General features: G+C 43.4%; 11 protein-coding genes. 8 read left to right on the forward strand and 3 right to left on the reverse strand.

What is annotated here, in order from left to right:
• The first annotated feature begins 4 nt into the window (after nt 1–4).
• Genes ilvB through leuB form a run of 8 tightly spaced genes read left to right on the forward strand, consistent with a single transcriptional unit; the run spans nt 5 to nt 9,506 of the window.
• On the forward strand, nt 5–1,699 hold the full coding sequence (ilvB, locus tag HUJ21_RS11195) for a biosynthetic-type acetolactate synthase large subunit (RefSeq protein ID WP_291369783.1): 1,695 nt from the start codon (nt 5–7) through the stop codon (nt 1,697–1,699).
• A gap of 6 nt (nt 1,700–1,705) precedes the next feature.
• Nucleotides 1,706–2,206, forward strand: a complete 501-nt coding sequence (gene ilvN, locus HUJ21_RS11200; RefSeq protein WP_291369916.1) for an acetolactate synthase small subunit — start codon at nt 1,706–1,708, stop codon at nt 2,204–2,206.
• A gap of 30 nt (nt 2,207–2,236) precedes the next feature.
• Nucleotides 2,237–3,280 (forward strand): ketol-acid reductoisomerase, encoded by a 1,044-nt coding sequence (gene ilvC, locus HUJ21_RS11205; RefSeq protein ID WP_291369785.1) that lies wholly within the window; start codon nt 2,237–2,239, stop codon nt 3,278–3,280.
• Between the two features lie 3 nt (nt 3,281–3,283).
• Complete coding sequence (locus HUJ21_RS11210) at nt 3,284–4,783, forward strand: 2-isopropylmalate synthase (RefSeq protein ID WP_291369787.1); 1,500 nt, start codon at nt 3,284–3,286, stop codon at nt 4,781–4,783.
• 21 nt (nt 4,784–4,804) lie between these two features.
• Nucleotides 4,805–6,226 (forward strand): 3-isopropylmalate dehydratase large subunit, encoded by a 1,422-nt coding sequence (gene leuC / locus HUJ21_RS11215; RefSeq protein ID WP_291369789.1) that lies wholly within the window; start codon nt 4,805–4,807, stop codon nt 6,224–6,226.
• A gap of 4 nt (nt 6,227–6,230) precedes the next feature.
• The gene (leuD, locus tag HUJ21_RS11220) at nt 6,231–6,821 is read left to right on the forward strand and encodes a 3-isopropylmalate dehydratase small subunit (RefSeq protein WP_291369791.1); all 591 of its coding nucleotides are present in this window, start codon (nt 6,231–6,233) and stop codon (nt 6,819–6,821) included.
• Nucleotides 6,822–6,877: 56 nt separating this feature from the next.
• Nucleotides 6,878–8,467, forward strand: coding sequence for an alpha-isopropylmalate synthase regulatory domain-containing protein (locus HUJ21_RS11225; protein ID WP_291369793.1), 1,590 nt, complete (start codon nt 6,878–6,880; stop codon nt 8,465–8,467).
• A complete protein-coding gene (leuB, locus tag HUJ21_RS11230; RefSeq protein ID WP_291369795.1) occupies nt 8,436–9,506 on the forward strand; it encodes a 3-isopropylmalate dehydrogenase in 1,071 nt (356 codons plus the stop codon). The genes HUJ21_RS11225 and leuB overlap by 32 nt, the downstream gene beginning before the upstream one ends.
• Nucleotides 9,507–9,587: 81 nt before the next feature.
• On the opposite strand, the gene HUJ21_RS11235 is transcribed toward leuB, so the two are convergent.
• The 3 genes from HUJ21_RS11235 to HUJ21_RS11245 form a co-directional block, all read right to left on the reverse strand.
• Nucleotides 9,588–10,409 carry an SDR family oxidoreductase gene (locus HUJ21_RS11235; RefSeq protein WP_291369797.1) on the reverse strand — a complete coding sequence of 274 codons (822 nt, stop codon included), beginning with the start codon at nt 10,407–10,409 and terminating at the stop codon, nt 9,588–9,590.
• Nucleotides 10,410–10,515: 106 nt separating this feature from the next.
• Nucleotides 10,516–12,168 carry a DNA repair protein RecN gene (gene recN, locus HUJ21_RS11240; protein ID WP_291369799.1) on the reverse strand — a complete coding sequence of 551 codons (1,653 nt, stop codon included), beginning with the start codon at nt 12,166–12,168 and terminating at the stop codon, nt 10,516–10,518.
• A 47-nt stretch (nt 12,169–12,215) separates the two neighbouring features.
• Nucleotides 12,216–13,127, reverse strand: a complete 912-nt coding sequence (locus HUJ21_RS11245) for a DUF4835 family protein (RefSeq protein ID WP_291369801.1) — start codon at nt 13,125–13,127, stop codon at nt 12,216–12,218.
• Nucleotides 13,128–13,129: the final 2 nt, after the last annotated feature.

Consider the following 13,129-nt stretch of genomic DNA (forward strand, 5'->3'; position numbering starts at 1 on the left):
GATTATGAATGATTCCCGAATAAGAGGTGCTGAAATAGTCATCAAGTCATTGGTGGCAGAAAACGCCAGATACATCTTTGGCTACCCTGGAGGAGCCATAATGCCGGTATATGATGCCCTGTACGATTATATGGATCATATCCAGCACATTCTGACCAGACACGAGCAGGGGGCCATACATGCGGCCCAGGGCTATGCCCGGGTTTCCGGCCAGGTGGGTGTCTGTATGGCTACTTCCGGCCCTGGAGCGACCAATTTGATTACAGGTATTGCTGACGCGCTTATTGACAGCACGCCATTGGTATGCATTACCGGGCAGGTTGCTTCTCATTTGTTAGGTACGGATGCTTTTCAGGAAACAGATGTGGTAGGCATATCCATGCCGGGTACAAAATGGAATATTCAGGTTCGAAAGGTGGAAGATATAGCTCCTGCCATCGCCAAGGGATTTCATATAGCCCGTTCGGGAAGGCCTGGTCCGGTTTTGATCGACATTACCAAAGATGCACAAACAGCCCTTGGGGAATTCAATTATGTTCCTTGCCTGAATATAAGGTCGTACAGACCCTACCCCAAGTTGGAGGATAGTATCATAGTTCAGGCAGCAAATCTTATCAATCAGGCAAAGAAACCCTATGTTCTGTTTGGACAGGGAGTGATATTGGGAAAGGCCGAAAAGGCTTTGCAGGAATTCCTCGATAAATCGGGAATACCTGCAGCTTGTACGTTACTGGGTACGGGTGCCTTATCAGAGGATCATCCCAATTATGTAGGAAAATTGGGGATGCACGGGAACTATGGGCCCAATATTTTGACCAACCAATGTGATGTACTGATTGCAATTGGAATGCGTTTTGATGACCGGGTTACCGGGGATGTGAAACGCTATGCCAAACAGGCAAAAGTTATTCACCTGGAATTGGACCCTGCAGAGATTAATAAAAATGTAAAATGTGAGGTGGCTGTTTTGGGTGATTGCCGCATTAGCCTGGAGAAGCTTACTGAAAAAGTAGAAAAACGATCCCATCCCGAATGGATTAAAGCATTCAGGGAATTGGAAGCCGAAGAAAAGAGGGTGGTTGTAGGAAATGACCTTTCACCTACTAAAGTTGGCTTAACCATGGGAGAGGTTATTCGCCATATCAATGAATTTAAATCAGATGATGCCATTCTGGTAACGGATGTGGGGCAACACCAAATGGTAGCCTGGAGGTATTTTGAATACAAAACCACACGTACCCAGGTAACCTCAGGGGGATTGGGAACCATGGGTTTTGCCCTTCCCGCAGCCTTGGGAGCTCAGTTGCATGATTTCAACAGACAGGTAATCTGTGTGGTAGGTGATGGTGGCATACAAATGACCATTCAGGAGTTGGGTACCATTATGCAGACCCAGGCCCCGGTAAAGGTGGTTTTATTGAACAATAATTTCCTGGGCATGGTAAGGCAGTGGCAACAATTGTTTTTCGACAAGCGCTATTCCTTTACTGAGTTGGATAACCCTGATTTTATTAAAATAGCGGAAGCGTATCATTTCAAAGTTCAGAAAGTTGGCATACGTGGGGACCTGCGTCAGGCAGTTGCAGAAATGTTTGTCCATGAAGGACCTTATTTTCTTGAAGTAGTGGTAGAAAAAGAAGACAATGTATTCCCAATGATTGCTTCAGGGAGTTCAGTTGAAGAGGTTAGACTTAGTTGATTCATGATGAATAAAAGATACACCATTTCTGTATTTACAGAAAATTTCATAGGTATACTCAGTAGAATAACGCTGATTTTTACTCGTAGAGGCATTAATATTGATGGGTTTACCGCATCAGAAAGCAGGGAAGAAGGCATCTACAGAATAACCATTGTGGTTCATACCACCGAAGAGCAAATCATTCAGCTATCCAAGCAGATAGAAAAGATCATAGACGTGATCAAGGCTTTTTATTACCTGGATGATGAAATGGTTTTTCAGGAAATTGCCTTGTACAAAATCCCCATCGATAATATTGACTCTGGATTGGAAAAAGTAATCCGGCAACACAATGCCAGGATCATTTCAGCAGAGAAAGACTTTGTGGTAGTTGAAATGACGGGTCACAAAGAAGAGACCCAGGAATTACTGGAGGTTCTGAAGGATTTCAATGTTTTGGAATTTGTGCGATCGGGGAGAGTGGCCGTGGCCAAGCCTATGGAAACCATAGATAAATATTTGTAACCTATTTAAAATTAATTTTAATATATAATTATGAAACTGAAGTTCGGTACTGTTGAAGAAAATGTTGTAACAAGAGAGGAGTTCCCTCTTGAAAAAGCCAAAGAAGTACTAAAAGATGAGGTGATTGCCGTTTTGGGCTACGGAGTACAGGGGCCCGGACAGGCCCTTAACCTAAAAGACAATGGATTCAATGTCATTGTTGGTCAGCGTAAGGATTCTAAAACCTGGGATAAGGCCATAGCAGATGGCTGGGTACCTGGGGAAACCCTTTTTGAATTGGAGGAAGCCTGCGAAAAGGGGACCATTCTTCAGTTTTTGTTGTCTGATGCCGGACAAATTGCCCTTTGGCCTACGGTTAAGAAGCATTTGAAAGCTGGAAAGGCATTGTATTTTTCTCATGGTTTTGGTGTAACCTACAAGGACCAGACCGGCATTATTCCGCCCAAAGATGTGGATGTGATTTTGGTAGCACCAAAAGGCTCAGGAACTTCATTGAGGAGAATGTTTGTTGAGGGTAGGGGTTTGAACTCTTCATTTGCCATTTACCAGGACGCAACCGGTAAAGCCCGGGACAGAGCGGTGGCGCTGGGTATAGGTGTAGGTTCCGGATATTTGTTCGAAACGGACTTCTATAAAGAAGTAACTTCGGATCTTACCGGAGAAAGAGGAACATTGATGGGAGCTATTCAGGGCATTTTCGCAGCTCAGTATGAAGTGTTGAGGGCCAATGGGCATTCTCCTTCAGAGGCGTTTAACGAAACTGTAGAAGAACTTACCCAAAGTTTGATGCCATTGGTGGCCGAAAACGGAATGGATTGGATGTATGCCAATTGTTCTACCACTGCTCAAAGGGGCGCTTTGGATTGGTGGAAGCCTTTCAGGGATGCCACCAAACCTGTTTTTGAAGAATTATACAACAGTGTAAAAGCAGGTAAGGAAGCCGCCAAGTCAATAGAATCCAACAGCAAATCAGATTACAGGGTGAAGTTGGAAGAAGAGTTAAAGGAATTGAGAGAATCAGAAATGTGGCAGGCAGGTGCAACTGTCCGTAAATTAAGACCGGAGAACAATTAAATCATGTCAGAAAAGCTTTGGATATTCGATACCACCCTAAGGGATGGTGAACAGGTACCGGGTTGTCAACTCGATACCAGGGAAAAGATTGTGGTAGCCAAGGCTTTGGAAGAACTGGGTGTTGATATCCTTGAGGCTGGATTTCCCATATCCAGCCCCGGGGATTTTAATTCCGTAGTAGAAATATCAAAGTCAGTGGACCGGCCAATTATCTGTGCCTTATCCAGGGCAGTGGAAAAAGATATTGAAGTGGCTGCGGAAGCATTGCGTTTTGCCAAAAGGAGCAGGATTCATACTGGTATAGGCGTTTCAGGCTACCACATACAACACAAACTCAGAAGTACGCCGGAAGCCGTAATGGAGAAAGCCATAAAAGCTGTGAAGCTGGCCCGGAATCTTGTGGAAGAAGTGGAGTTTTATGCCGAAGATGCAGGCCGGGCAGATCCGGAATTTCTCACCCGAATTCTGGAAGCCGTCATTAAAGCCGGAGCCAGGGTCGTCAATATTCCGGATACCACCGGTTATTGTCTTCCGGAACAATATGGTAACATCATCCGGCATTTAAAAGAAAATGTTTCCAATATCGATCAGGCCATTATTGCCACGCATTGTCACAATGATTTGGGATTGGCCACAGCCAATAGCATTTCCGGAGAGCTGAATGGGGCAAGGCAGGTGGAAGTGAACATGAACGGAATAGGATACAAGTCAAGAAATACTTCACTTGAGGAAGAAGTCATGGCTATCAAAAGGCAAACGAAAATACACGTATATACAGAAATCAACACCAAAAAAATATACGAAACCAGCAGGATCATTTCCAAGCTGATGAATATGCCGATTCAGCCCAATAAGGCGATTGTTGGCAGAAACGCCTTTGCACATTCTTCGGGAATCCATCAGGATGGAGTGCTTAAAAACAGGGAAAATTATGAGATAATGGACCCCAAAGATGTTGGGGTGGAAGAATCTTCCATTGTCCTGACGGCAAGAAGCGGCCGGGCAGCCCTAAAGCACCATTTGAAATTGCTCGGGTTTGAATTTGAAAAGGAGAAGCTGGATGAGATCTATGAAGATTTTCTGGTTTTAGCTGATGCCAAGCGGGACATTGGAAGGAAAGACTTGCTATCCCTTTTGGGAGAACATATAGAAAATTCACCTTTTATCTCTCTTGAGCAGATTACCTATCAGGGCAAAGAAGGCGAAGAAGCCAGGGCAGAGATCAGTTTGGCTATCGGAGACGATATCAAACAGGGGGCTTCCACAGGCAATGGGCCTGTAGATGCAGTGATCAAGGCCATCAAACAACTTATTTCTCAAGAGGTAATCCTGGATGAGTTTTTGATTCAGGCCATGACAAAAGGAAGTGATGATACATGCAAAGTGCATATGCGCTTGATGCATGAAGGGAAGCCTTATCATGGATTTGGGTCCGAAACAGATATTGTGTTGGCTTCTGCCAAAGCTTTCGTAGATGCTTTAAATAAGTTACATGTCAAGTAAGTTGACAAAAAATTAACCATAATGGAGAAGAAAACATTATTTGATAAAATTTGGGATGCCCATGTGATCAAATCGATACCGGACGGACCAGATGTGTTTTTCATTGATAAGCATTTTATCCATGAAGTGACCAGTCCGGTAGCATTCCTGAACCTGGAGAAAAGGGGCAACAAAGTGATGTTTCCCGAAAGGACCGTGGCCACTCCGGATCACAATGTACCTACCGTCGATCAGGATAAGACCATCAAAGACCAGCTCTCCCGGATGCAGGTAGAAAAACTCAGGGAGAATTGTAAAAGGCATGGCATTGATTTGCATGACCTGGGGACAGACCACCACGGAATTGTTCATGTGATTGGCCCCGAACTGGGGATCACCCAACCGGGAATGACCATCGTATGCGGTGACAGCCATACTTCCACCCATGGTGCTTTTGGAACCATTGCCTTTGGTATTGGTACTTCTGAAGTTGAAATGGTTTTTGCTACCCAGTGTATCATGCAGGCCAAGCCTAAAAAGATGCGCATTACAGTAGACGGGACCCTTGGAAGAGGGGTGAGTTCTAAGGACATTATTTTATATATCATTTCCCAGATATCTGCCAGTGGTGGAACAGGTTATTTTATAGAATATGCAGGTAGTGCCATCCGGTCTTTGAGCATGGAAGCCAGAATGACCATCTGTAACATGAGTATAGAGATGGGTGCCAGAGGCGGGCTAATCGCTCCTGACGAAACCACTTTTAATTATCTTGAGGGCAAAGATTTGGCGCCTAAGGGGGAAGCATGGGATCAGGCAGTAGCTTACTGGAAGACCTTAAAAACTGATGAAGGAGCTCAATTTGACTTGGAATACCATTACAATGCGGAGGATATAGAGCCCATGATCACTTATGGCACCAATCCGGGTATGGGAGTGAAAGTTAAAGATAGCATACCCACTACCGATGGCATGAAGGAGAACGTCAAGAAATCTTATATCAAGTCCTTGGATTATATGGGTTTCAAGCCCGGAGAACCCATGAAAGGCAAGAAAATCGACTATGTCTTTGTGGGCAGTTGTACCAATGGAAGAATTGAGGACCTGAGGACAGTGGCTGAATTTGTCAAGGGCAAAAAGAAGGCGGATAACATAACTGCCTGGATCGTACCCGGTTCCAGAGAAGTGGAGAAAAAAGCCATGGAAGAGGGTTTGGTCCAGATTTTGGAGGAAGCTGGATTCAAACTCAGACAGCCAGGTTGTTCGGCATGTTTGGCAATGAATGATGATAAAATCCCATCCGGGAAATATGCGGTTTCAACGTCTAACCGTAATTTTGAAGGAAGGCAGGGTCCTGGTAGCCGTACATTGCTGGCTTCACCACTCACTGTCGCCGCAGTGGCCATCACAGGTGAAATAACCGACCCAAGGGATTTGATTGAGGAATTAGCATTAGAAAAATAGAATCATGGCATACGATAAGTTTGATGTTTTGACCAGCAGAATGGTCCCGCTTTCTACCGAGAATGTAGATACCGACCAAATCATTCCTGCCAGGTTTTTAAAAGCCACCGAAAGGAAGGGATTTGGAGATAATCTTTTTCGGGATTGGCGTTACAATAGCGAAGGGAATCCAAAACCTGATTTCGTGCTGAATGATCCTACCTATGAAGGAAAAATCCTTTTGGCGGGGAGGAATTTTGGTTCAGGATCCAGTAGGGAACACGCCGTTTGGGCAATTTATGATTATGGCTTCCGCTGTGTGGTGTCCAGTTTCTTTGCGGACATATTTAAGAACAACTGCTTGAATATCGGTGTGCTACCCGTAACGGTAACACCTGAATTTGCAGACGAGCTTTTTGCCGCTGTAGAAGCAGACCCTTCCGCAGAAGTAGAAGTGGATATCAACAAGCAAACCATTACCCTGCTTTCTACGGGTAGATCTGAAAGCTTCGATATCAATTCCTACAAGAAGCAAAACATGAAAAATGGTTTCGATGATATCGATTACTTGTTGAACCTGAAGACTGAAATTCAGGCTTTTGAGGCAGGTAGATAAATTGAAAAGCTGAGATAACGGGATTTATAGGGGTTAGGAATGATGAATTGATAGGGATGCGCAGAGAAAAGAATATAGAAATCATGGATACCACCCTCAGGGACGGGGAGCAAACCTCAGGAGTATCCTTCCTCCCTTCAGAGAAGCTACAGATTGCAAAGCTTTTGCTGGAGGAACTTCGGGTGGACCGCATCGAAGTGGCATCTGCCAGGGTTTCGGAAGGGGAACTCGAGGGGGTAAAGAAGATTACTCACTGGGCTGCTGAAAAGGGGTATCTGGATAAAATCGAGGTTTTAGGATTTGTGGACACTCCCAAGTCAGTTGATTGGATCGTGGATGCAGGGGCAAAAGTACTTAACCTGCTTACCAAAGGCTCCTTAAATCACCTGACGCATCAATTAAAGAAATCGCCGGAAACACATTTTGAGGAAATCGCCGAATGCATCCGTTACGCAAAGGAGCACGGGATAGAAGTGAATGTTTACCTGGAAGATTGGAGTAACGGCATGAGAAATTCGAGGGACTATGCCATATCTATGATCCGGTTTCTCTCTACCTTGCCTGTAAAGCGTATCATGTTGCCCGATACTTTGGGATTGCTTTGCCCACAGGAGGTCAATGATTTTCTTGGAGAAATTTGCCAATCGTTTCCCCAGGTCCATTTTGATTTTCATGCCCACAATGACTATGACCTTTCAGTGGCCAATGTGCTGAATGCAATAAATGTTGGCGCCAGGGGTATACATACCACGGTCAATGGTTTGGGTGAAAGGACCGGGAATGCTCCATTAGAGTCGGTTGTAGCTGTCATCAAAGATTTTACCGATTATTCTTTAAACATCAACGAAAGTAAAATTTATAGAATCAGTAAATTGGTGGAGCAGTTTTCTGGTTTGAGAATCCCTGCCAATAAGCCTGTGGTTGGAGAGAATGTGTTCACCCAAACGGCGGGAGTACATGCTGACGGGGATAACAAGAAAAACCTTTATTTCAGTGATTTATTACCGGAAAGGTTTGGGAGAACCCGGAAATATGCCTTGGGTAAGACCTCGGGGAAGGCAAATATTCTCAAAAATCTGGTGGAATTGGGTATTTCTCTGGAACCGGACGAATTGGCCAAGGTGACGCAGAAAATCATAGAGCTTGGTGACAAAAAGGAAAGGGTTACTACAGAAGACCTGCCGTACATCATATCAGATGTCTTACAGAACAATTCCATCCATAGGGATATTGTCATAGACGGTTACCATATGGTGCATTCCAAAGGGCTAAAGCCCTCTGTTCAGTTAAGGATAAAGATATACAGCGAGTTTTATGAACAGAATGCCTCCGGAGATGGACAGTATGATTCATTTATGAAGGCATTGAAGAAGATTTATAAATCACTCAATAAAGAGCTTCCAAAGCTAACTGATTTTCATATCAGTATCCCTCCGGGGGGCAAGACAGATGCTTTTGTGGAATGTGTCATCACCTGGGACCTGGGTGGAAGAATTTTTAAGACCAAGGGCCTGGACAGTGACCAGACCATTGCTGCCATGAAGGCAACCGAAAAAATGTTAAATATCATTGAACAAATTAAAAATAATAACAAAACAGAAAAAAAGAACCCTTATGGAAATGAATATAGCCCTATTGCCTGGTGATGGAATAGGACCTGAAGTGATTGCTCAAGCGGTAAAAGTCGTTGAGGCCATTGGAAAAAAATTCAACCATCAAATTACTTTTAAGGAAGCCATTACAGGTGCTGCCGCAATAGATGCTGTAGGCCTGCCTTATCCTGAAGAGACCCACCAGGTTTGTCTTCAGTCCGATGCAGTGCTTTTTGGAGCCATTGGCGACCCCAAATTTGATAATGATCCAAGTGCAAAGGTTAGACCAGAACAGGGGCTGTTGGAAATGAGGAAAAGATTGGGCTTATTTTCCAATGTGCGTCCCACTTTTACCTTTCCTTCATTGCTTCATAAATCTCCTCTGAAAAGAGAAAGAATAGAGGGAACGGACTTGGTTTTTTTAAGAGAACTGACCGGAGGTATTTACTTTGGTGAACCAAGGGGAAGAAACGAACAGGGGACAAAAGCATTTGATACATGCGTTTACTCTGTAGAAGAAATCGAAAGACTGGCCCGTATGGGCTTTGAATTTGCCCAAAAAAGGAGAAAATTACTGACCTGTGTGGATAAGGCAAATGTGTTGGCTACATCCAGGCTGTGGAGGGAGACTGTTCAGCGTATTGCCCCGGAATATCCGGATGTGAAGGTTGAATATGAATTTGTGGATGCTGTAGCCATGCGTTTGGTACAGTGGCCCAAAGCTTATGATGTATTGATCACGGAAAATTTGTTTGGAGACATCCTTACTGATGAGGCTTCAGTGATCAGTGGCTCCATGGGATTGATGCCTTCAGCTTCTATAGGGATTAAGACCAAGCTTTTTGAACCCATACATGGTTCTTATCCCCAGGCAGCAGGAAAGGATATCGCCAACCCCCTGGCTGCTGTATTGTCAGCCTCCATGATGTTTGAGTATGCTTTTGGACTTATGGACGAAGCACAAGCCATCTCTGATGCCGTCAATCTTTCCCTGGAAAGTGGGATTGTGACCGAAGATCTGGCTGAGGGTGATAAAGCTTATAAGACCTCTGAAGTGGGTGATTGGCTGGCCTCACAAATCGCTAAGTCATAGGAAAAGAATTCCAATAAGAAACGAAGCCTTCTTGTTTTTAGAGCAAGAGGGCTTCGTTTTTTATTGGGCTTATTGCAGTTTCTATTTCTTTTTTTCAACAAAAATATCAATCAGTTCCTGCGTTATTCCACAAGAAGAATATCCTCCATCATGGAAAAGGTTCTGCATGGTAACCATTCTGGTAAAATCTGAAAACAAGGAAACAATATACTCAGCACATGCCTCAGCAGAAGCATTTCCAAGTGGTGAAGCGATATCTGCAAAATCAAAGAAGTCATCAAACCCCCCAATTCCTGATCCGGCAGTTGTTTTTGTTGGCGATTGTGAAATTGTATTGATCCTGACTTTTTTGAGTTTACCATATCTCAAGCCGTAGTTTCTGGCGATGCTTTCCAAAATTGCCTTTGCTTCAGACATGTCAGAATAGAATGGGAAAGCCCGTTGGGCTGCTATATAGCTCAAACCTACCACAGAGGCCCATTCATTTAAAATATCTTTCTGTTCGGCCACCTGTAACATTTTATGAAAGGAAATGGCGGAGACATCGTAAGATTTTTGTACCCAGTCGTAATTCAGGTCTCCATATGCTTTACCCTTCCTTACGTTGGGTGACATGCCTATGGAATGCAGTAGGAAATCAAAATTTCCACCCAAATATTCTTTTGCCTCATCATATAGCTTTCCTATGTCTTCCACGGAAGTGGCATCGGCTGGGATGATAATGGTGTCACAAGCTGCTGCCAATTCTTTAATTGCTCCCATTCTCATCGCTATGGGGGCATTGGTAAGGACGAATTTTGCCCCTTGTTCTTTGGCCTTCAAGGCTGTTTGCCAGGCAATGGAATTTTCATCCAAGGCTCCGGTAATGATTCCTTTTTTACCTTTTAATAAATTTTCAGACATATTTTACTTTTAACTTTCTAACTTAAATTAAATAATATTCTATAAATTTAGCTAATAATGATGAAAACTTTTTTGAAAATAAGCTTTTGTAACCAATCCTTATTGTCTAACTGTTTAATAACTCCTTCGCATTTTCGAAGGCTGTGGCAGAAGGATTGGATCCGGAAATCATCTTGGCAATTTCAAGAAGTCTTTCCTCAGCATCCAATAGCTTTATTTTGCTCACAGTTCTTTTTGCACTATTGTCTTTAAAAACGAAATAGTGTTTTTCACCTTTGGCAGCAACCTGAGGAAGATGGCTGATACAAATAACCTGGTGGTTTTCAGCAATTTTCTGCATCATTCGCACCATCTGAAGCGCAACCTCTCCGGACACCCCTGTATCGATTTCATCGAATATCAGAGTTGGTAAAGCCATTTTGTCTGCCATGACAAATTTTATGGCAAACATCAATCTCGAAAATTCTCCACCGGAAGCTACCTGACCTATAGGCTGGGCAGGAATTCCTTTGTTGGCCGAGAATAAAATATCAATTTCATCTATCCCGGATTCATTTGCCGGGATCTCTTTTCTAAGGATCTCAACTTTAGCATTTTCCATGCCGAGCTGACCGAGTAACTCCTGAATTTCTTTACTGAAATCCTTAAATACAGACATTCTTTTTTTTGACAACTGCTGTCCGACCGAATACAGTGCTTGCTCGGCCGTTTTTAACTCAGCTCGTTTTTTGGACAGTTCTTCTTCCAAATGATCCGCTCTGAAAACCTTGTCGGCAAGGGTAGAAGTAAGTGTAATCAATGCTTCATCGGATTGAACACCATGTTTTTTCTGGAGCTGGTAAATTTTACTTAACCTTTCCCTTACCCATTCAGACCTTTCGACATCAACTTCTACATGCTGTTCTTCAGCAGACAGGCTTTCCAGGATATCTTTCAATTCGATGATCAGACTCTGAAACCGTTGTTCTAAATCTGCCAGGTTTTTACCAAATTTGCTGAGAAAATTGAAGTGGTGTTTTGCTGATCCCAGGAGTTGCATGGCGCCCATTTGCTCATTATCCAGAAGCTCCAAAACCTCCAGTGCCTTTGCTTTGATTTCCTCGGCATGGTTCAGAATTTCTTCTTCTGATTCCAACTGTTCCTGCTCCCCGCTAGTCAGGTTAAGGGAGCTGAGTTCTTCCAGCTGAAATTGATTGTAATCGGATTCTTGCTGAAGACTGACCATTTCCTTTTCCAGGGCACCCACATTTTTCTGAAGGGCTACATAGTCCTGGAAAAGTCGTCTAAATCGTATCTTTTCTTCTTTTGTTTTGGCGAAAGCATCCAAGAGGGACAATTGGTAAGAGGAGGCTCCCAACAGGAGATTTTCATGCTGGGAATGGATATCCATTAATGTTTTTCCCAAAACCTTTAAGGTTTCCAGTTTTACTGGAGTATCATTGATAAAGGCCCTTGACTTGCCGGAAGGAGAAATTTCCCTTCGGATGATACAAAAGGTTTCATAATCCAATTCTTCCTGTTCGAAGAATGGTTTTAAACCATAATTCCTCACCTCAAAAACCCCTTCTATGATACATTTTTTTTCTTCATTGTAAAGGGATTTCGTATCTGCCCTGTTACCTAGCAATAAGCCTACAGCACCCAACATGATGGATTTACCTGCACCAGTTTCTCCTGTGATCATGTTCAGGCCTGGGCAGGGCTTCATTTCCAATTTTTCTATCAAAGCATAATTGGCGATGCTAAGGTTGGTTAACATGGTGCTTTGGTTTCATTCAGGGTGTCAAAATTAACCAAAAAAGAGGATTATCCTTTTAAAATGTCATTGTATTTTCTCGCATTGTTCGGATCAACCTTTAACAAGGCGGCTACAGCTTCCTGTTTGATTTCCAGTGGGGCATTTTTGAGTATTTTGCAGAGCTCATCAGATTTAGCATCCATAAAAGTAATGGTGAGGATACTGTTAGGTTGTACCCGGTTGGCTTCTTCTACATTTTTGATGGCTTCAAGGATGTTTTTATAGCCTTCCTCTGGTTTGCTGGTGAGCAAGTCCAGGCCCCGCCGATGATAAAGATAATAAGCATCCCTTACCGGAACCAATACCTGGGAATTGTACAATTCATTGGTTAGCCAGTATCGATTTCTTTTATCAGAGGTATTCTGGTTCCATCCTGGTCTGGAAGATTGCTGGGCATTTGCTACAATATTGTTGGCCGTTTCGTAGAATGGATCACCACCTCTTGGGGAAAAAGAGTCATAATCAATCCCCAAGGCAATGTAGGCGTAATAGGCCAAAAGCGAAGTGATGTTGTTTAGAAATGAATATTGATTGAACTCTAAAGGCTGGGAATCTACATATTCAAAGGTCCAGTTCCGGTCGGCAAAATTCAGCATCAGGCTTTCATAATTGGAACCATAGACGGGACGTACCGTTTGAATTTGTACCGTGGCTGAAAACAGCCCTACCTGAGGCATGTCATTGATGGTAATCAATAGGTTGCCTTTAATCCTTTCTTCAGGCTTAAACTCGTCGTCTGTCCAACTCCTGTTATTTAGAAACTGCTCAAAGGCGGTCTTCATTTGGTCAAAAACATCCTGATCCTGGGTTCTGGCTCTTTCACTATTGATGGTTACGGTAAAATCAAGTTGTTGTGCCGCAACCCTGAATGGAGCAACAAAATAAAAAAGCAAACAGCAAGTGACCAGGAAACGCACCATAA

It is taken from the genome of Cyclobacterium sp., assembly GCF_014762705.1.
In the GTDB taxonomy this organism is placed as follows: Bacteria; Bacteroidota; Bacteroidia; order Cytophagales; family Cyclobacteriaceae; genus Cyclobacterium.